Source organism: Myroides odoratus, assembly GCF_965118575.1.
Lineage (GTDB): Bacteria > Bacteroidota > Bacteroidia > Flavobacteriales > Flavobacteriaceae > Flavobacterium > Flavobacterium odoratum_B.
The window spans coordinates 86,320-106,776 of record NZ_CBCPHW010000010.1 but is presented as its reverse complement, the minus strand read 5'-3'; the positions used below and the strand labels follow the sequence as shown (position 1 = coordinate 106,776).

Sequence of the window (20,457 nt, the reverse complement as noted above, 5' to 3'; positions counted from 1 at the left end):
GACGTGATATTTATAATATGGCAAACCAAAAAATAATAACATTAGATAATTTAATGCTGGACGATTTCTTAGACGGTGATTCTGAATTTATTCCGCTCTTAAGTCAAGAAGATGAAGAAGAAATGAATAACGAAGAACTACCGGATGAATTGGCAATTCTACCTTTGCGCAATATGGTTTTGTTTCCAGGAGTTGTTATTCCTATAACAGCAGGAAGAGATAAGTCTATTAAATTGATCGAAGCAGCGAACAAAAAAGGGAAAAGTATTGGCGTTGTTGCTCAAATTGACGAAGAAATAGAAAACCCAGGTTTAGATGATATTCATAAACAAGGAACTGTAGCGCGAATTATAAAAGTATTGAAATTGCCAGATGGCAATATTACCGTAATTCTTCAAGGTAAAAAACGCTTTGAAATAGTTGAATTAATTACTGAAACCCCTTATTTAAGAGCAAAGGTAAAAGAATGTGATGAGACGCGTCCTCAAGAGGATGATCAAGAGTTTTTAGCGGTTGTTGATTCCATCAAGGAGATTGCAGTTGAAATTATTAAAGAGAATCCAAATATTCCTTCAGAGGCTTCTTTTGCTGTGAAGAATATTGAAAGCAATTCCTTTTTAATCAATTTTGTTTCTTCTAATCTGAATTTACCCGTAGGAGATAAGCAGAAATTATTGCGTATCAATGATTTGAAGGAACGCGCGTATGAAACCTTGCGTTTGATGAATGTGGAACTACAAAAGTTACAATTAAAAAACACCATCCAAACCAAAGTTCGCATTGATTTAGATCAACAGCAAAAAGAATATTTTCTTCATCAACAAATGAAAACCATCCAAGAAGAATTGGGCGGATTTTCCAATGAAGAAGAATTTGACGAAATGCGCAAAAAGGGCAAAGAGAAAAAGTGGACGAAAGAAGTACGTGAGCGTTTTGACAAAGAGCTGATGAAATGGCAACGCATGAATCCACAAGTTGCTGAGTTTGGTATTCAACGCAACTACTTGGAACTTTTATTAGAATTACCTTGGAAAAAATATTCGGAAGATAAATTTGATTTAAAGCGTTCTCAAAAGATTCTAGATAAAGACCATTACGGTATTGAAGAGGTAAAGAAAAGAGTTTTGGAGCATATGGCAGTTTTAAAATTGCGCAATGATTTAAAAGCTCCCATTTTGTGTTTATATGGCCCTCCAGGGGTTGGAAAAACATCCATAGGTAAATCTATAGCTAAAGCTCTAGGAAGAGAATATGTGCGTATTTCATTAGGCGGATTACGCGATGAAGCGGAAATAAGAGGACACAGAAAAACATACATCGGTGCTATGCCAGGGCGTATTATTCAAAGTCTGAAAAAAGCAGGTACATCCAACCCTGTTTTCTTATTGGATGAAATCGATAAACTCTCTATAAGTAACACGGGCGATCCTTCTTCTGCTTTGTTGGAGGTCTTGGATCCAGAACAAAACAGCGAATTTTATGACAACTTCCTTGAAATGGGGTATGACTTGTCGAAAGTAATGTTTATCGCTACTTCAAACAGTTTATCAACCATTCAACCCGCTCTAAGAGATCGTATGGAAATCATCGAGATGACTGGCTATACAATTGAGGAAAAAGTAGAAATTGGAAGACAACATTTATTGACTAAACAATTAGAAGAACACGGATTAACCAGTAAAAATTTAAGTATAGGCAAAAAACAAATGGAGTTTATTGTCACACATTATACACGTGAATCGGGTGTTCGTGGCTTGAGTAAACAATTGGCACATGTAGCTAGAGGAATTGCAAAAAGTATCGTCTTAGAAGAAGAATTTACCCCTAAAGTAACGGAAGAAGATATCCGAAAAATTTTGGGAACTCCGCGATTTGAAGCCGATAAATACGAGAATAACGATGTAGCAGGTGTAGTAACTGGCTTAGCATGGACAAGTGTTGGTGGAGATATTTTATATATTGAATCAATTATATCCAAAGGAAAAGGTGGCTTGAGTATTACAGGAAATCTGGGTACAGTAATGAAAGAATCCGCAACGATTGCCCTAGAGTATATTAAAGCACATGCAGATGAATTCGGGATCGAATCAGAAGTATTTGAACACTATAAGATTCACATTCACGTACCAGAAGGTGCTACTCCAAAAGATGGACCAAGTGCTGGTATTACGATGTTGACATCTATGGTTTCGTCCTTTACACAACGCAAAGTAAGAAAAAACTTAGCCATGACAGGAGAAATTACCTTGAGAGGTAAAGTTTTACCTGTTGGTGGGATTAAAGAAAAAATTCTTGCAGCCAAACGCGCCAATATTAAAGAGATTATCTTGTGTAAAGAAAATAGAAAAGATATCGAAGAAATTAAAGATGACTATGTAAAAGGACTTACCTTCCATTATGTGGATCGTATGGAAGAAGTTTTGAAGATAGCTTTACTTGAGGAGAAAGTTAAAAATGCAAAAGATTTCAAAGTAGAAAAACCGTAATACATACAAAGGGAGAGGTAAGCCTTTGAAAAAATAAGAGTAAAAAGCAGTAGTGAAAATTAGTTTACTACTGCTTTTTTTTTGAATTTCGTTTTTGAATGAATAGGGATGCTTTTTTTCTTACAAAAAAAAGGTTGTATTACTAGGACGCAGCTTCCTTTTTTGTAATTGTTTTTGAAAATGTAATATATTAGCAACGTAATACAAACTGCGAATGAGGAATTCAATACTAGGAATAGGTTTACTCTTATTCTACTTGCTATCGTGTAAAACTTATAGTCAAGTAGGTGCTGACTATACCTATCAATTTTTGAATTTACCCGTTGCCCCTCTGCAAGCTTCCTTAGGAGGAAAGAACTTTGCTTTTTCGAAAGAGGTGAGTCAAGGATTTTGGAATCCGGCCGTGATTAATGAAGAAATGGACAATCAGTTGGCGTTGAGCTTTAGTAAAGTGTATGGCGTAGCCAATTATGGTTCCTTAGCCTATTCAAAAACCTTTCGCTCCAAGCGCAATCTATTTGTGGGTGTAAACTTTATTAATTATGGTGATTTGGAAGGATATGATGAGTTTGGAAGTTATACAGGGAGTTTTAAAGGGAATGAAGTTGCTGTATCCTTAGGGTCTTCCTATCAAATTGAACAATCGAATTGGTCCGTAGGAACGCAGGTGAAATTTGTATTTTCATCCATGGAATCGTACCAATCCATCGGGGCTGCAATTGACCTTGGTTTGCTGTATAAAGATGAAATTGAGCAATGGGATTTTGCACTAACGGCCCGAAATATGGGAGCTCAAATAAAAACATATGCAGATTATCGAGAAAAATTACCATTAGATGTCGCAATTTCCGTTTCGAAAGAATTAGAAAACGTACCTTTGCGTTGGCACATTACAATAGATAATTTACAACAATGGGATTTGTCCTTTTCAAACCCTAATAGGGGTTCTATGTCTATAGACGAAGAATTCAAAGAAGAAAAGGTCAGTTTTTTTAATAATGCTTTGCGGCATTTTATTGTTGGAGTAGAATTGTTCCCTCAAAAGAAGTTCCAAATTCGATTGGGGTATAACTTTAGAAAAGGAGAAGAATTGCGAATTGTGGATCAAAGGCATTTTGCAGGTATTACTGCAGGAGTGGGTTTGCAACTCAAGCGCTTTAAAATTGACTATTCGTATGCACGCCAAACCACAGCAGCAAGCACAAGTATGTTTGGTGTGAGTATTGATATGAATTAATTGTAAATTTTTCAAATTTGAAAAAGATAACTATAGCGATTGACGGTTTTTCCTCTACAGGAAAAAGTACGTTAGCAAAAGCATTGGCCAAGTCATTAGGTTATATCTATATTGATACAGGTGCCATGTATCGCGCAGTGACACTTTTTGCCATGCGCAAAGGGCTGATTTCATCCAAAAACTTTGATCAATCAAGGTTGATAGAGCAGCTAGATACCATCGATGTACACTTTGAATACAATGTATCGAAAGGATATGCTGATATTTATTTAGGACAAGAGAATGTAGAAGACTTAATTCGAACCCTTGAAGTTTCACAATTTGTCAGCCAAATTGCAGAAGTTTCTGAAGTGAGAAAAAAATTAGTGGAACAACAACAAATTCTCGGCAGATCCAAAGGTGTTGTTATGGATGGTAGGGATATTGGAACGGTTGTTTTTCCAGATGCAGAATTGAAAGTTTTTATGACAGCTTCTCCTGAAATTCGCGCCGAAAGACGCTTCAAAGAACTGCAAGAAAAAAACAGTCAAGTGGTGTATGATGAAGTATTTCGCAATGTGGTAGAGCGTGATCAGATAGACACATCAAGAAAAGATTCTCCCCTAGTAAAAGCTACCGATGCAATAGAGGTAGATAATTCCAATCTATCCAGAGAGGAACAGTTTAATTTGATCCTTCAATTAGTAAAAGAAAGAATTTAATCATACACCTATGGAAATAGCTCATTTGCCTCACACAGAAGTAGCTCTATTTCCATAACTCTACACAAGAATAATTATGAATGTAAAGCTAAAATTAACGTTTATGAACTTCCTTGAATTTGCAGTTTGGGGAGCTTATTTAACGTCCATGGGTAATTATTTAGGATCTATAGGATTAGGACCTAAAATTGGTTCATTTTATGCCATGCAAGGGGTTGTGTCTATTTTTATGCCTGCTATTATGGGAATCGTAGCTGATAGATGGATTCCTGTACAGCGTTTATTGGGAATTAATCACCTGTTAGCAGCGATTTTTATGTTTGCAACTGGATATTATGGCTATGTGTCAGGAAGTAATGTAGATTTTACAACCATATTTACGTTATATAGCCTTAGTGTTGCTTTTTTTATGCCAACGATTGCACTGTCAAATTCCACAGCTTATACGGTTTTAAAGCAAAATCAATTGGATGTGATTAAAGCTTTTCCGCCTATACGTACCTTTGGTACGATTGGTTTTATTATAGCGATGCTATTTGTAAACTTTTTTGGCTATACCGATGGAATAGTAGGATTTGATTTTAGCAGCAGTGCTAATTTTGTGAGTTTTCAACAAGACTATCACCAGTTTTACGTATCGGGATTTTTAGGTGTGATCTTATTTTTATATAGTTTTGCGTTGCCTCATTGCCCTGTTAATAAATCAGATCAAAAACGCACATTGGCCGATGCATTTGGCTTAAAGGCATTTGCCCTATTCAAGCAAAAAAAGATGGCTATTTTCTTTATCTTTTCAATGCTATTGGGAGTATCTCTTCAAATTACAAATGGATATGCCAATCCTTTCATTACAACTTTTAAAAATATTCCTGAATATGCAAGTACATGGGGAGCAAGTAATGCCAATGCATTAATTTCATTGTCTCAAATTTCAGAGACACTTTGTATTTTGTTGATTCCTTTCTTCTTAAAGCGATTTGGAATAAAAGTTGTCATGCTAATGTCGATGGTTGCTTGGGTCTTGCGCTTTGGCTTATTCGGCTTAGGAGATCCAGGAAATGGCGTTTGGATGTTTATTTTGTCTATGATTGTGTACGGAATCGCCTTTGATTTCTTTAATGTATCCGGTTCTTTATATGTAGACAATGAAACAAGTGAAGATATTCGCTCTTCCGCACAAGGTGTATTTATGATGATGACAAACGGTTTTGGCGCTACTATAGGTATGTTCTTAGCTCAAGCGGTTGTGAATCACTATGTATATAGCCAAGATGATTTACTACTGCAAGTAGAAGGATGGAGACATTCGTGGATTATTTTCTCCTTATTTTCATTAATAGTAACCATTCTGTTTGCTATTGTTTTCAAATACAAACACAAACCAGAAGATGTGAAGTCTATTTCTCATTAAAAGAAGGTAATATAAAATATAAAAGGGAGGTTTCAGCGTGCTGAAACCTCCCTTTTTTTGTTTTTTTACTTGTCTTTTCCTATTTCATAAGGAGGTATAAATATATATTTTTATCCTATAAAAACATAGATTATAATGCACTAAATGTTTATAAAAGCAGTTACTAACGATCGACGCTATTTATCCCTATTTTTTCATTGAAGATATCAACAGTAAATTATTGTATAGGAAGAGTGATCGCATATCGAATTTAGAGGAGAGGATTTTGTACTAAACCCCAATCGAGTGTTGACAAAGAATGAAAATAGTATTTTTTGTACTATCAATAAGTAAGACTACGCTCTTGCTAAAAATGAGATAAAAGCAAATATAAATTTTATTTTGTATCTATATAAAGCAGTAGCGAATCATTCGGTACTGCTTTTTTTGTAGGCAGTTCAATACGTCAATGACATTGTCTCCACTCGTATAGCATTAAAAATAAACAGTAGATTATTCATCCGTATTTTGCTGTAACTTAGTAGTCAAACTAGAGCGGCTCTGATTGTAGGAGGGGGATTATCAGGAGGGGTTTCTTCTACCATTGCAGGTGGGTGATGTTCGGAAAGGAATACGTCAAGGTTTGGGAGGACCTGTATTTGCAGCTGCTAGAAAAACAGGATTAAACTATATAAAAGTTGAAGCAAATACAACGAATTTAGGTTTTCCTGGTAGTTCCGTAGAATTATTCAATTCAAGTATCTGTAGAATGACAATTGATTATAAATTTGATTGAAAAATTTTGAAAAATGGATGAAATAAAAGAATTATTAGAATTTATGATTAGCCGTAAGGATAGAAATGGAGCTTTTTCCACCTTAATAAAATTACCTAATGGAGTACAAAAGTATAGTAGTTTAAATTATAGACTCTGTGACCTACTAGCTACTATTTATGATAAAGAAGAAGATAAACTAGATTGGTTGAAACGAGAATTTAATCAGTTTAAGGATACAACTTTAAATATTTTTTTTGATGAAGATGAGGCATTTAATGTTTTATATGCTCAGTCGGACTTTAAATTTGATTCAATTCCCTATTATTTTGAACACAAAAAATACAAGAATTGTTTTGATATAGCTTCGTTTATTGTCAATCTTTTTCATGAAACAGATACGCTAATCGGCAAGGCACGGATAATTAGTTTGATGTGTTGTTCTACCGCTATGTTTACAGCATTAAAAAAGAATCAAGATACATTAGATTTAATCTTGTTGGTGGCAGAATCTTTTTACAAATTAGATATTGCCAACGGAACCTTTATGAGTGATGTAAATTATTATATCACTTTTGAATGTACAAAAGAAGAGATTGAGTGGATGAAAAAGGCTTCACCTATCTATTTTACTAGTTTTTATGATCAAAAGCGTTCAATAGACGATTAAATCATTGTATTGTTAGAATACAACAGATAAGTTAAAGCGAAAGCAGTAGAAGAATTACTTTCTACTGCTTTTTGCGTTATTAGGTATTCCCTTATCAAATTGAATTTGATTGATATTTTCAACTTTTGCAACAGGGCTACTTCTAATAAACAATACGTTTGTTATATAAAAGAAGTACAATCTAATTTTTAGTAACTTGTAGGGCAATTCCGAATTCAAACAGTAATTATTGCAGAAGGTGATATTTCCTCTACCATTGCAGGTGGTGATTTCTGGAAAGGAATGCGACAAGGGTTGATTGTTAGTGGATTGAATCATGCCATGCATATGGTTGTAGATGAAATAAAAGAAAATAATCTTGTTAATAAGTCTTTAGAAAGAGAAAAATTAAATCCAAACGATCCTAGTGGGGTAACAACAGGGGCAAAAGCGAAAACGTTTATGGAAAGACTTTTTCCTATTCTATCTAAGTTAGGACACAATCCTTCATATGATTTGGTAGATTTTGATAATCCAGGTAAAGGAGGTGAAAGCCCTCGAAAATATGCTACAAGAATGTTAAAAGGAGAATTAATAGATTTAAGTCCAACGGTGGATCAACAGAATATTTTACTATCTAATAGTGTTACAACGACTAATTTCCTTTTAGCAAAAATAGGAGTACATGAATTAATACATAGAGTTCATTTAACGACAGGTGTTTATCGTAATTGGGCCCTTAAGTATATAAACGATGAGGCAGCTCATGTTCTTTCCGAAATTGATGCTTATGAAACTTCAGGCGAATTACCACAAAATAATAATACCTATAAAAATTATATAGAACAAGCAAAACTAAACGGATGGGAAAGATAATTTTATTTATAAGTTTGTTTTCGTTTACCTTAGGTTTAAGCCAAAATAAGAAAGCAAAAGTCTATTTTGAGATTGCGCAAAAAGAAGTACGCGATAGTACTTGGTTACGAGTGAAATTAGTGAATAATTCTAAAGATAATATATGGATTGCACTAGATACAGTTGCTGAAAATCAAAATCGAAATTTTCTATGTACTGATTCATTTTATAAAGGTTTAGAAATGAGAGAGGATTTAGCAGGCCACTTAAAAGAAGAACCAAGTTATGCTGGGATGTTAGTATCTGCCCAAAACTTCGATTGTATTGACGATAGGGAACGTAACATAAAAAATAAGAACAACCTTATTTTAGTAAAGAAAGGAGAAAAAACTGTTTTTGCTTACTTCTTTACACTAAAGAAAATGCAAAGAGCGAATCCTGGTTACTATAGAGAGTATACAATAGAGGATATTGTAAAAAAAGAAGGATATGTTACTTTAAGCTTAATTTATTCGATGAGTAGTCAATGGATTGAGCATTATATTAAGAAAGAACTTCTTCAAGAACTTTCAGATGAACACTATGTTCCTTTTATAGATAAGATAGAATCAAATAAGATTAAATTTGTTTATTGATAGAAATACCAAAACGTTTCTTTGCAATACATTTAAAAGCATTAAGATAAAATAATAGTTAAAGTGAAAGCAGTAGAAAGTAAATCTTCTACTGCTTTTTACGTTATTAGGTATTCCCTAATCAAATTGAATTTGATTAGGGTTTTCACCTTTTGCAACAGGGCTACTTCCAGTAAACAATACCTTTGTTACATAATAGAAGCTTAATCTAATTTTTAGTAACTTGCTATGTAATTCCAAACCAAAGCGACTATGATTGCAGACGAGGGATTATCTGAAGAGGCTTCTTCTATCATTGATAGAAGATAATTTTCGAGTGATGCTTCAACTACAAGAGTGGAATTGGGTGAAACGCTTATGAGTGTAAGATTAAAAAATACGGGATTTCTAGGAAGAAGACTCCAATCAATGGGGAAATTTTATTTAATTGCGGGTAAATTCAGTTCTTTATTGGATAACAAATTTAATATGATAAATGCGATAGGGCATGAGTATAGACACTATTTAGATAATCTTCAATATAAGTCTCTGAAAAATAATGGATTTGAAAACAAAAACATACAAGATTATTCTAGAGGTCAAAGAGAATTAAGAGCTATTCAATATCAAAGATCTCTATACTCATGGCAATTCACAACAGATGATTTTAAAGATAATATGCTTCGATATGAAAATAAAAATAAATCATTGTAAGTTTTCCCCTCAGAAGCTTGCATTACTAATCATTGTATTATTTACATTAATAAGCTGCAAAGAAGATTTTAAGGTTTACTCCCTTATATTAAATCCCATAGAGATAAATAACTTAGAAAATAGCCAGTATATTAATGAAATTGACTTTAGATACCTTAAAGAACAAAACAGTATTTTTAATAAACTCATTTTCACTTTGAAACCTCTAGATTCTATATTTACAAATAATCAAACGAATTATAAGTTAGATCGCCAAAAAGATGTTGATATATGGATATCATATAAAGATAAAAAATATAAGTCTTTTCAAAAATTTTTATCAATATACGAAATGTATGAAGGACGTTCTTTTACAGTAGAATGTGGTATGGAGGTCCTGGATAAAGAAAGTGAGCTTTATTCTTTTTTTGAACAATTCGATCAATACAATAGGAAGGAAAGAATTGAATTATTAAAACAAGAATTACCAAAAATTAAATTGTATGTCAGTTTAGGAGATGAAATTGTAGAATTGGAGGTAACAAGTAAAACAAAAGCAGTCTATACTAAAGTCCCGAATCATATGAAAAACATTATAAGTATCACGTACGACTAAAACTCATTATTGGACAAAAAAGCAGTAGAGAAATATTTCCTACTGCTTTTTTCGTTCTAAGGTATTCCGTAATTAAATTACATTTAATGGGTTGGTGTTTTTACCTTTTGCAGGAGGCCAATCACTTCCAGTAAACAATACCTTTGTTACATAATATAAGCTTCATCTAAATTTTAGTAACTTGCTATGTAATTCCAAACCAGAGCGACTATGATTGGCGGTGGTGGATTATCCGATGGTATTTCTTCTACTATTGCAGGGGGGTATTTCGGGAAAGGTATGCAACAACGGCTTATTGTTAGTGGATTGAATCATTCAATGCATATGGTTTTAGATAAAATAAAAGAAAATAATCTTGTTCATCAGGCTTTAGATAGAGAAAAGTTAAATCCGAGAATCCTAGTGGGGTAACAACAGGGGAGGAAGCGAAAACGTTTATGGAAAGACTTTTTCCTCTTTTATCGAAGTTAGGACATAATCCTTCGTATGATATTGTTGAATTTATAGACCCTAATCGTGAAGGAGAATCACCATGGAAATATGCGTCAATAGGAGACGATACGCCTGGAGAATTAAGTTGTTTTAGACCAACTGCTGAGCAAAGTAATATTAGGTTGTCAAAAAATAGTACATCTACTAATTTGAATTTAGCGAGAGTTGGTGCGCATGAACTGATACATAGAGTTCACTTAACAACTGGAGTCTTTGCAAATTGGGCATATAAATATAAAAATACTCATGCCGCAACAGTCCTATCTGAGATTGATGCATATCATTCTACTGGTGAACAATCGCAATTTAATAGTACATATAAAGGTTTTATAAATGAAGCAAAATTAAACGGATGGGAAAGATAATTTTACTTATTGGCCTGTTTTCACTTACAATTGGTTTAAGTCAAAACAAGAAATCGAGTGTATATTTTGAAATACTGGAAGAAGAAATACGTGATAGTACTTGGTTAGAAATAAAGTTAGTGAATAATTCGAATCAGAATATTTGGATTGCGTTGGATACGATATCGGAAAACCAGACTAGGTTACAGTTCTGTAAAACTGAACTATGCGGTGGTATTAAAATACGAGAAAATTTAAAAAGTCAGGAAAAAGATACTCCAATTTATACGATAGTGTCTACGTCAGCTCATGATTTAGAATACTTTAATCAAATAAATGGAAGTATACAAGATAAAGATAGAATTGTTTTAATTCCAAAAAACAAGATACTAGTAATTCCATACTTTTTTACACTTAAAAAAGTACAAGAATTAAATAACCAAAGTTTTATTGAGTATGACTTAAGTGAGACAAAACATAAACAAAGTAAAATTACTTTTGACATCAATTATATTATGTCTAAAAAATGGATGGATAAATATGTGGGGAAAGAACTTTTACTTGAACTTAAAAGCAAAAAATACAGCCCTTATAATGAATATATTCGGTCAAATACGGTAAAGTTTGTCTATTGATAGGAATTAAATGCTAGTGATACAAAAAGAACTAAAATAATTGAATGATAATTAAAAAAGCAGTAGCGAACCATTTCCTGCTGCTTTTTGATTTTAGGAAGAGACCTCATCAATAAAGAAGGAATTCTTGTATAGTTACGAGACATTACAAAAAGATAACACCCAATATCCATTCTTATTTTGCCGTAAATTAGCAATCAAACTAAAGCAGTTAGGATTGCTGGTGGTGGATTATCAGGTGGTATTTCTTCTACTATTGCTGGTGGTGATTTCTGGAAGGGAATGCGACAAGGGTTGATTGTTAGTGGATTGAATCATGCGATGCATATGGGTGTAGGAGAAATTAAAAAAGCACGTATAGATAAGCGATTAGATGATCATGGATATAAGCCAAATGACCCTGCAGAAGATTTGTATAGAGATCATAGTAAGATAAATGGTTTTGCAGAAAAAGTTATCCCTGAATATTATGAAGCTGCCCAAAAACCTGATTTTATTGTTGATAATGATATTGAAAGTGATGCCGGTCAATCATCTGTAGGAAAAGTAAAGATAAGGTATACAGAAAATGGAGATTATTTTCTTACTGATGGAAAAGTTCGACTTCGCTCTACCGTATTTAATACATATAGAGGTTTAACTTTAACCATGATACATGAATTAAGTCATGTTATAGATGTTGTATCTGGATTCAGATCAGTATGGCATAAAAAATATGGAGTTGAGGCTTCTTACAATATGTCTGAAGTAAAGGCATATCAATTAGAAATAGAGTGGGGAAATAGTTACATAAATTCAAACCCAATATATTTAAATCATTTAAATGCAGTTAACAGTAATAATTAGCAATTTTAAATTTTATTCTAAACATGCAAAATACTAAATTTAAAACAACAGCATTATGCTATTTACTCTTATTTTTTATCCCTTTCTCTTATGGGCAAAGTCCTAAAAAAGCGGACATAATCCTAACAATTCTAAAGGACTCTATAGAGAATAATAGTATTGTAACTGTTGAGTTTTTTAATCACAGTAATCAGAATTATTATCTGCCTTTGGATACTTCGATGAATCGATATTTGGGATTTAATAGCTATTATGAAGCAAAAGAGCATTTTTCCTTAAAAGAAATTTGGTATGATGAAGAAATGAATCGCGGTAATTTTAGAGGTTCAGATACCTCAGATTGTATGGATGTACAACAAAGTGTATTTAGTGGTAAATTAATAAGAAAAAAAGAAGAATTTAAAAATGTCGATATTTTATTCCTAGAGTCTAATACTTCTGTAAGATTGCAAATACCTATACAATTTATTAAACGTGAGTTTTACTCCTGTTCCTTATTTTATCAGAGTACAGATAGTTTATTTACTTACTTTCAGCTCAATTACCAAGTATCCAAAGAAAAAATGGAGCAATTGAGAGAAAAAGACACTATGTATAATAGATCAAATTTAGAGAATAAAGGTTATGTATTATATACATACGAGATACAAAGTAATATTGTTCCTCTAAAAATTTCTAAAGCGATGAGAGCGTTTATGAATGATCCTTTTTTTGGTAAGGAATTTTTAGAGATTGAAAAGGAATAAAATTGTAGACGATAAATTTAAAAAGCAGTAGTAAACAAATTACTACTGCTTTTTCCTTTATAAGCAAGTTGTTCAGAATAAATCTATTTAATTCGCAAATGCTTTCAACTTTTGTAAAGTATATGTGGAGTAGAAGTATTTGTAAACTCGTTTAAAAACTTTTTAAGTAAACTGCTATTTAGCGTATCTTGTAGAACGCTAGTCAAACTAGAGCGGCTCTGATTGCAGGAGGTGGAATATCAGGTGGTATTTCTTCTACTATTGCAGGTGGTGATTTCTGGAAAGGCATGCAACAAGGGCTTATTGTTAGTGGATTGAATCATGCCATGCATATGGGGCTTGATAATGGATATGATCAAGAAGGAAATAAATCAAAACCAACGAATAATACAACATTAAGCGAAATAGTTATTCCAATTGGTACAGTTACCCTGGATGCAGTAGTAACCTTATTTGCTACCTCTGTTTTTGTTCTAGCTATAGTTGGATCTTTAGTAAAAGGAGATAGTGATCCAGGTATTAGTATGCCTATGTATAGAGCCATGAGTTTTGAAGAATATAACGCAACTGGTGGTAAATTAATAGATTTAAAAAAGAAAGGAGAAGGACCACATGTTGCAATAAATTCTGATTATCCACTATCACTCGGTAATAGATTAAATAAAGATGCTTTAAATAGCGGTGCAACAAAACCATACGATATAATTGTTGAATATCAAATTTATATTGATGCTTACAACGCATTTTTTGCAAGCCCATATAAATATATTGCAGATGGTATTACATTAGGAGGCCCAGTTTTAATGGCGCAAGACTAGCGGGCTTAAACTATATTAAATATGAAGGAGGATTTACTAATGTTGGCTTTCCTGGCAGTTCAGTTTATCTTTTTAATAGCAAAATTAGAACGCAAAAAATTTGGCATAAATTCTAAATTATGAATGAAGTAAAAAAAATGCTAATCTTAATTAGTGGACGAACAGAGGTTAACAGTGCTTTTCAAGGCTTGATTATGTCACCTAAAGGTCCTCAAAAGTATGCCATATTACACAAGAAACTATGTGACTTTTTTATCTCAATATATGATAAGGAAGTAAACAAATTTGAATGGTTTAAAAGGGAATTGAGTCAATTAGAGAATGCTTCTTTGAAAGTATTTCTCAATGAGGATGAAGAATTTAATGCGCTCTATGCTAATTCGCATTTCAAGTTTGATGCCATTCCTGTATATTTCAATTATAAAGGATATAAAAATTATTTTGATTTAGCTTTATTTATCAAAATGATGTTTAATAGAGGTGATAGTGCACTTAAAGTTGCACTAGTTCATTTTATGTGTTGTTCTAGTACCATATTTACATCATTAAAAAAGAATCAAGATACACTTGATTTAATTTTGTTAATTGTCGAATACTTTTACAAATTGGATATGGCTGACAGTACCTTTATCATTGAAGTGAATGATTATTTAACTTCTGAATGTACAAAAGAAGAGATAGAGTGGATGAAAAAGGCTTCTCCTATCTATTTTACTAGTTTTTATGATCAAAAGCGTTCAATAGACGATTAAATCATTGTATCGTTAGTATACAACAGATAAGTTAAAGCGAAAGCAGTAGTAACCTTATCTGCTACCTCTGTTTTTGTTCTAGTTATAGTTGGATCTTTAGTAAAAGGAGATAGTGATCCAGATATTAGTGAACGGTTATATAGAGCTATGAGCTATGAATAATATAATTTGAATAAAGGCAGATTGGTAGATTTGAAAAAAAGTGGTGAAGGACCACATGTGGCAAAAGATTTTAGATATTCTTTGTCTTTAGGAAATCGACTTAACAAAAATGCTCTTAAAAATGGGACAGTGAGACCTTATGATATAATTGTTAAATACGAAATCTATAATGATTATTATGAAGTGTTTACATCATCTCCACATGTTTTTATAGCTGGAAGTGGTTTGGGAGGGCCTGTATTTGCAGCTGCTAGAAAAGCAGGATTAAACTATATAAAAGTTGAAGCTGGTTATAGAAATCTTGGTTTTCCAGGTTCATCTGTAAATCTTTTTAACAATAGTATTAGAAAACAACAAATTCGGCATAGATTTGAATAAATAATAATGAAAGAAATAAAAGAACTATTGATGTTAATCACTCGTTTAGAGCATGATACTACATTTGCGAAAAACCTGTTTATGTCTCCTAATGGGGCTCGAAAAAACAGAATATTTTATATGAAATTATCAAGTTTATTAAGTAATATATATGATAAAGAACAAGATAAATTAGATTGGTTAAAACGAGAATTTAGACAACTAAAAGACAGAAATTCAGATATATTCCAAAATGAAGATAAGGAATTTAATGTTTTATATGCCCAATCGGGCTTTAAATTTAATTCCATTCCCTATTATTTTGAACGCAAAAAATACAAGAATTGCTTTGATATAGCTTCGTTTATTGTCAACCTTTTTCATGAAACAGATGTGCTAATTGATAAGGCACGGATAATTAGTTTGATGTGTTGTTCTACCGCTATGTTTACAGCATTAAAAAAGAATCAAGATACATTAGATTTAATCTTGTTGGTGGCAGAATATTTTTACAAATTAGATATTGCCAACGGAACCTTTATGAGTGATGTAAATTATTATATCACATTTGAATGTACGAAAGAAGAAATTGAGTGGATGAAAAAGGCTTCACCTATCTATTTTATTAGTTTTTATAATCAAAAGCGTTCAATAGACGATTAAATCATTGTATTGTTAGAATACAGCAGATAAGTTAAAGTGAAAGCAGTAGAACGTAAATCGTCTACTGCTTTTTCGTTCTAAGATATTTCATCATCAAATAGAATTTAATAGTTTTTTTTACATTTTGCAGCAGGCTAACTACTTCCAATAAACAATACGTTTGTTATATAAAAGAAGTACAATCTAATTTTTAGTAACTTGCTATGTAATTCCAAACCAGAGCGACTATGATTGGCGGTGATGGATTATCCGGTGGTATTTCTTCTACGATTGCTGGTGGTGATTTTTGGAAAGGAATGCGACAAGGGCTTATTGTTAGTGGATTGAATCATGCCATGCATATGGTTATTGAAGGAGATAAAGTGAAAAATGCATTAAAAAAAGCTGATTTAGATCCATTTACTGATTTTACAAAATTACCTTCAGAAGAATGGACTAAGGAATTTGCTGAAAAAGTTTTTCCTGAGTTGTCAATAGAAGCAGGAAATCCTAATTATTCCATAAAAGACCAACTAACCGATGAGAATGGAAGATCTGTTAATGGAAAATCACATTACAGTTATAAGGAGGTGAATGGTAAATATACGATTACTTCAAAAAATGTAATTTCATTATCGAAAAATGTATTTTTATCTTATTATTCACTAGCTAGTACCATGGGGCATGAATTAATACATATGACACATTATTATTCTGGAGTGTATCAAACATGGGCTAATAAATATACTCAAGACGGAGCACGAGCAATTAGTGAAATTTTCGCTCATGATTTTAATAAAGGAGGATTTCTTTATAATGCTCAAGAACATAATAAATATATAAACCTTGCAAAAGATAACAAATGGAATTATTAATAAAGAAGACAATAACAATTATGCTAAAACTAGTATTTCTTATTTTATTATTTCAAATTAAAGTATATGCACAAGATAAAATTATAGCTGAGATATTAAATACAACAGTTAAAGACGGTGATACGCTTAAAATAAGAGTCAGTAATCAAACGAACCAAGCGATTTTTCTTCCTTGGGAGGTATCAGTACTCTCTTATAAAATGTTAATGGAAGACTTTTTTAGAACATCTGTATTTATACCTAAAATATCATTAAAAGATATTGACACTAATGAATTGGTTCCTTTTTCAGGTGAAGGAACTTCAATGTCTGGAGGTTTCGTCAGTTTTGATGAATGGACAACGCTATTAGACAATAGAAAAGTAGAAGATTTTATATTACTAAAAAGTGGTGAAGAAAAAGAAATAACAATTCCATTTAAATTATGTTGGTCTACAGATGCAGATAATTTCTACATGTATAGTATTAGTCAGAATAATTATAATTTGATTTTAACCTATCATTTAGACCAAGAATTAATGAAAAAATTCATTAATACGGAAGTCTTACAACAACTAAAAAAGAAGGGATATGTTCCTTTTTTTGAAAAAATAGAATCAAATCAAATACCTCTTATTATTGATTAGTCTATTTTTTGGGTAGTAAAAAATAAATGCAGAAGAAAAGTAGTAGAGAACAAACTCTCTACTACTTTTATTAAATAAGATTGATTTAATGAGTTTATCCTTTTCATCTTTTGCAAAGTATACTTCATCTTGTAAAATCAGAAGTAGTTTAAAGATTTTTTTAATAACTTGCTACTCAGTTAACTTCTTAAGCGATAATCCAACTAAAGTAGTACAGATTGCTGGTGGTGATTTCTGGAAGGGAATGCGACAAGGGTTAATTGTTAGTGGTTTGAATCATGCTATGCATATGGGGGTAGATGAGTTGGAGCAAGAGGGGGCCAAAAAGAAAACATACAATGAAAAAACTCCGGAAGAACGAGATTATTCCTATATAAAAGAAACCTTGTTGCCAGCAAGTGAATTTACAATTGAGGCAGCAATGTTCTTAGAAGGAGCCAAAGGATTATGGGGCCTAGCTACTGTTATGAAAAATGGCAGGAAATCACTAGGAATGTCTTCTTCATTATCTAGTAAAGTAGATTTTACAGTGAATCCGGGTAAATTTGATTATTTTTTTGGTAAAAATTGTAACAGGAAGCGAGCATAATATTTCTAGATCTGCTCAAAATTTGAAAGATTTACAAACACTCGGTATTAAAACAGAAACTCAGTTAGCAAAGGTTTTTACAAATGCTTTTAATAATGGAACATATATTAAGACTCAAACGAGTCAATATGGCACAACAATAACTAAAAATATAATGGTAAATAAAGGAGGAAGTATTGATGTAGGCTTTTTTTACAAAGATGGGAATATGATGAGTCAGCCATCAGTTGTAACAATTATTCCAAAAATATTTAAACAATGATTATGGTATCAAGTATAGATAGGATTACTAAAGAAAAATATCAAGCGCTTAAATTAAAAAATCTCTTTGAAGAAAAAATAACTGATAGAGCTTTTGCTACAATTCTAATTAATAATGTAGTATACAAATTTGCATGGGGAAGTGATATTGTTAAACCTGTAATAAAGATTATAAATAATCAATATTGTACGATAGGGATAGATCTTGAATTTATTGTTATTAATATGATTGAAAATACTGTTATTGATAGAGTAAAACTTAATTTTTTCTATTATGATACTCAAGTATTCAATAATTTTCTTTTCGTTATAACAGAACTTCAAATTCTAAAAATGAGTAAACAATCCTTTAAAATTATTGATAAAATAGACTTGCCAGATATATTTGAATCTTTCGATGTCACTGATCAAGGTGTTTTGGTCACATGTTTTAATGATTATGAAGTGTTAATTCAAATTTAAGTTTGTATTTTCTTTATAAGAGTTGGTATATGATGGTGTTTCTATTTAAAATAGAATATGTTTATAAAAAAAGAGGAGTTTTACTCCTCTTTTTTTACTTCGCTCATCACCCATCACTAATTTCCAATCATCTTCTTCGGATCCACCCAAAGATCAAAATCTTCTGGAGTGACATAGCCCAAGCGAACCGCTTCTTCTTTTAACGTTGTGCCATTGGCATGTGCCGTTTGTGCAATTTCTGCCGCTTTGTAGTAACCAATTTTGGTATTTAATGCCGTAACTAACATCAACGAGTTATCCACCAATTCTTGGATGCGTTTGTGGTTGGGTTCGATGCCTTGCGCACAATGCGCATCAAAAGACACACAAGCATCCCCTAATAATTTAGCCGATTGAATAAAGTTAGCCGCCATTACCGGTTTGAAAACATTCAATTCATAATGTCCTTGTGTGCCACTAAAAGAAATGGTAACATCATTACCCAGTACTTGTGCGGCAACCATCGTTAGTGCCTCACATTGCGTTGGATTTACTTTACCAGGCATAATAGAGGACCCTGGTTCATTAGCAGGAATGATAATTTCACCAATTCCCGAACGCGGACCAGAAGCTAGCATACGAACATCATTGGCAATTTTGTATAAGGATACAGCCAATTGTTTCAATGCGCCATGCGTTTCTACAATCGCATCATGCGCAGCTAGCGCTTCAAATTTATTTGGAGCCGTAACAAAAGGCAGTTTCGTAAAATCGGCAATATGCTTGGCAACCACTACATCGTAAGTAGCAGGTGTATTTAATCTCGTTCCTACCGCAGTACCCCCTAAAGCCAATTCCGCTAAGTGAGGTAATGTATTGTGTAGCGCTTTTAAACCATGTTCCAATTGAGCAACATAACCCGAAATCTCTTGACCAAGTGTAAGAGGAGTCGCATCCATTAAATGCGTACGTCCAATTTTAACGATATCCTTATATGCGGTAGCTTTTGCAGCTAATGTATTTTTTAATTGTGTTACCCCTGGAATTGTTGATTCAATGACCGCTTTATAAGCCGCAATATGCATGGCAGTAGGATAGGTGTCATTCGAAGATTGCGATTGGTTGACATCGTCATTCGCTTTTAATACCGCTTCGCCTTCACCAATAGCAAATCCAGCTAAAACTTGCGCGCGATTGGCAATGACTTCATTGACATTCATGTTGGATTGCGTTCCTGATCCCGTTTGCCAAATAACCAGAGGAAACTGATCTTTTAATTGACCTGCAATAATTTCATCACATACGGCAGCAATGGCATCCCTCTTTTCTTGACTTAAAACGTTTAAATCGAAATTTGCATAAGCAGCCGCCTTTTTTAAATAAGCAAAAGCTTCAATAATTTCATGTGGCATAGAAGCTTCTGGGCCAATTTTAAAATTATTTCTTGAGCGTTCTGTTTGCGCCCCCCAATACTTGTCTTTCGGTACGTTTACTTCTCCGATGGTGTCTTTTTCTATTCTATATTCCATGAGGTGATTTGTATTTAAAATGAGCTTAAAGATACAAATTATTTAGTTTGATTCTAAAGAAGAGATGAAATAAAAGAGCTGTATTGTCAAATCAAGAAAAGAGTGTATATTTGAGTCGTATACAAAAAAATCCGGAATAAAATGTTTGAATTTCAACAGTATTTAGGTTTCATCGTGGCCATGACCGTTATTACAATGGCATTTTGGCTTTTAATATTCTTGATTGGCTTCGCTTGCTATTGGGCAACGGGAGGCGCAATGGAGCTTTTAAAAGAGAAGAAAGCTAAAAAACAGCAGTTAGAAGAAAGTCAAATGTAAAATTTGAT

Annotated in this window: 26 protein-coding genes; 25 read left to right on the top strand and 1 reads right to left on the bottom strand. The window is 32.6% G+C overall.

Annotated features, from left to right (window positions below; translation table 11 throughout):
* The first annotated feature begins 17 nt into the window (after positions 1-17).
* The 24 genes from lon (at position 18) to ACMHJ2_RS10085 (ending at position 18,623) form a co-directional block, all read left to right on the top strand.
* Positions 18-2,486, top strand: a complete 2,469-nt coding sequence (lon, locus tag ACMHJ2_RS10200) for an endopeptidase La (protein ID WP_413512794.1) — start codon at positions 18-20, stop codon at positions 2,484-2,486.
* A gap of 214 nt (positions 2,487-2,700) precedes the next feature.
* Complete coding sequence (gene porQ / locus ACMHJ2_RS10195) at positions 2,701-3,723, top strand: type IX secretion system protein PorQ (protein ID WP_413512793.1); 1,023 nt, start codon at positions 2,701-2,703, stop codon at positions 3,721-3,723.
* Between the two features lie 17 nt (positions 3,724-3,740).
* A complete protein-coding gene (gene cmk, locus ACMHJ2_RS10190; protein WP_413512792.1) occupies positions 3,741-4,424 on the top strand; it encodes a (d)CMP kinase in 684 nt (227 codons plus the stop codon).
* 76 nt (positions 4,425-4,500) lie between these two features.
* Positions 4,501-5,835 carry an MFS transporter gene (locus ACMHJ2_RS10185; protein ID WP_413512791.1) on the top strand — a complete coding sequence of 445 codons (1,335 nt, stop codon included), beginning with the start codon at positions 4,501-4,503 and terminating at the stop codon, positions 5,833-5,835.
* Between the two features lie 589 nt (positions 5,836-6,424).
* Entirely contained in the window at positions 6,425-6,610 is a 186-nt protein-coding gene (locus ACMHJ2_RS10180; RefSeq protein WP_413512790.1) for a hypothetical protein, read from the top strand.
* 13 nt (positions 6,611-6,623) lie between these two features.
* The gene (locus tag ACMHJ2_RS10175; protein WP_413512789.1) at positions 6,624-7,259 is read left to right on the top strand and encodes a hypothetical protein; all 636 of its coding nucleotides are present in this window, start codon (positions 6,624-6,626) and stop codon (positions 7,257-7,259) included.
* Positions 7,260-7,541: 282 nt separating this feature from the next.
* Positions 7,542-8,114 (top strand): hypothetical protein, encoded by a 573-nt coding sequence (locus ACMHJ2_RS10170; protein ID WP_413512788.1) that lies wholly within the window; start codon positions 7,542-7,544, stop codon positions 8,112-8,114.
* Positions 8,102-8,728 (top strand): hypothetical protein, encoded by a 627-nt coding sequence (locus tag ACMHJ2_RS10165; RefSeq protein ID WP_413512787.1) that lies wholly within the window; start codon positions 8,102-8,104, stop codon positions 8,726-8,728. Before ACMHJ2_RS10170 ends, ACMHJ2_RS10165 begins: the two co-directional genes overlap by 13 nt.
* A gap of 336 nt (positions 8,729-9,064) precedes the next feature.
* A complete protein-coding gene (locus tag ACMHJ2_RS10160) occupies positions 9,065-9,421 on the top strand; it encodes a hypothetical protein (protein WP_413512786.1) in 357 nt (118 codons plus the stop codon).
* A complete protein-coding gene (locus ACMHJ2_RS10155) occupies positions 9,396-10,016 on the top strand; it encodes a hypothetical protein (protein ID WP_413512785.1) in 621 nt (206 codons plus the stop codon). Before ACMHJ2_RS10160 ends, ACMHJ2_RS10155 begins: the two co-directional genes overlap by 26 nt.
* 210 nt (positions 10,017-10,226) lie before the next feature.
* Positions 10,227-10,427 (top strand): hypothetical protein, encoded by a 201-nt coding sequence (locus tag ACMHJ2_RS10150; protein ID WP_413512784.1) that lies wholly within the window; start codon positions 10,227-10,229, stop codon positions 10,425-10,427.
* A 26-nt stretch (positions 10,428-10,453) separates the two neighbouring features.
* Entirely contained in the window at positions 10,454-10,873 is a 420-nt protein-coding gene (locus ACMHJ2_RS10145; RefSeq protein WP_413512783.1) for a hypothetical protein, read from the top strand.
* Positions 10,861-11,487, top strand: coding sequence for a hypothetical protein (locus tag ACMHJ2_RS10140; protein WP_413512782.1), 627 nt, complete (start codon positions 10,861-10,863; stop codon positions 11,485-11,487). Before ACMHJ2_RS10145 ends, ACMHJ2_RS10140 begins: the two co-directional genes overlap by 13 nt.
* Positions 11,488-11,814: 327 nt before the next feature.
* Positions 11,815-12,333 carry a hypothetical protein gene (locus ACMHJ2_RS10135; RefSeq protein ID WP_413512781.1) on the top strand — a complete coding sequence of 173 codons (519 nt, stop codon included), beginning with the start codon at positions 11,815-11,817 and terminating at the stop codon, positions 12,331-12,333.
* Positions 12,334-12,356: 23 nt separating this feature from the next.
* Positions 12,357-13,079, top strand: coding sequence for a hypothetical protein (locus ACMHJ2_RS10130; protein WP_413512780.1), 723 nt, complete (start codon positions 12,357-12,359; stop codon positions 13,077-13,079).
* A gap of 287 nt (positions 13,080-13,366) precedes the next feature.
* Entirely contained in the window at positions 13,367-13,897 is a 531-nt protein-coding gene (locus tag ACMHJ2_RS10125; RefSeq protein WP_413512779.1) for a hypothetical protein, read from the top strand.
* Positions 13,898-14,016: 119 nt separating this feature from the next.
* On the top strand, positions 14,017-14,649 hold the full coding sequence (locus ACMHJ2_RS10120; protein ID WP_413512778.1) for a hypothetical protein: 633 nt from the start codon (positions 14,017-14,019) through the stop codon (positions 14,647-14,649).
* Positions 14,650-14,817: 168 nt separating this feature from the next.
* The gene (locus ACMHJ2_RS10115) at positions 14,818-15,189 is read left to right on the top strand and encodes a hypothetical protein (protein ID WP_413512777.1); all 372 of its coding nucleotides are present in this window, start codon (positions 14,818-14,820) and stop codon (positions 15,187-15,189) included.
* 6 nt (positions 15,190-15,195) lie between these two features.
* Entirely contained in the window at positions 15,196-15,831 is a 636-nt protein-coding gene (locus ACMHJ2_RS10110) for a hypothetical protein (RefSeq protein WP_413512776.1), read from the top strand.
* Positions 15,832-16,058: 227 nt separating this feature from the next.
* The gene (locus ACMHJ2_RS10105) at positions 16,059-16,685 is read left to right on the top strand and encodes a hypothetical protein (protein ID WP_413512775.1); all 627 of its coding nucleotides are present in this window, start codon (positions 16,059-16,061) and stop codon (positions 16,683-16,685) included.
* A 20-nt stretch (positions 16,686-16,705) separates the two neighbouring features.
* Positions 16,706-17,311 (top strand): hypothetical protein, encoded by a 606-nt coding sequence (locus tag ACMHJ2_RS10100; protein ID WP_413512774.1) that lies wholly within the window; start codon positions 16,706-16,708, stop codon positions 17,309-17,311.
* 88 nt (positions 17,312-17,399) lie between these two features.
* Positions 17,400-17,900, top strand: a complete 501-nt coding sequence (locus tag ACMHJ2_RS10095) for a hypothetical protein (RefSeq protein WP_413512773.1) — start codon at positions 17,400-17,402, stop codon at positions 17,898-17,900.
* Entirely contained in the window at positions 17,869-18,162 is a 294-nt protein-coding gene (locus tag ACMHJ2_RS10090) for a hypothetical protein (RefSeq protein ID WP_413512772.1), read from the top strand. The genes ACMHJ2_RS10095 and ACMHJ2_RS10090 overlap by 32 nt, the downstream gene beginning before the upstream one ends.
* Positions 18,163-18,164: 2 nt before the next feature.
* Positions 18,165-18,623 carry a hypothetical protein gene (locus tag ACMHJ2_RS10085; RefSeq protein WP_413512771.1) on the top strand — a complete coding sequence of 153 codons (459 nt, stop codon included), beginning with the start codon at positions 18,165-18,167 and terminating at the stop codon, positions 18,621-18,623.
* Positions 18,624-18,739: 116 nt separating this feature from the next.
* On the opposite strand, the gene fumC is transcribed toward ACMHJ2_RS10085, so the two are convergent.
* Positions 18,740-20,131, bottom strand: coding sequence for a class II fumarate hydratase (gene fumC / locus ACMHJ2_RS10080; protein WP_413512770.1), 1,392 nt, complete (start codon positions 20,129-20,131; stop codon positions 18,740-18,742).
* A 141-nt stretch (positions 20,132-20,272) separates the two neighbouring features.
* Here fumC and ACMHJ2_RS10075 point away from each other — a divergent pair, with 141 nt between their 5' ends.
* A complete protein-coding gene (locus ACMHJ2_RS10075; RefSeq protein ID WP_172462211.1) occupies positions 20,273-20,449 on the top strand; it encodes a hypothetical protein in 177 nt (58 codons plus the stop codon).
* The last annotated feature ends 8 nt before the right edge of the window (positions 20,450-20,457 follow it).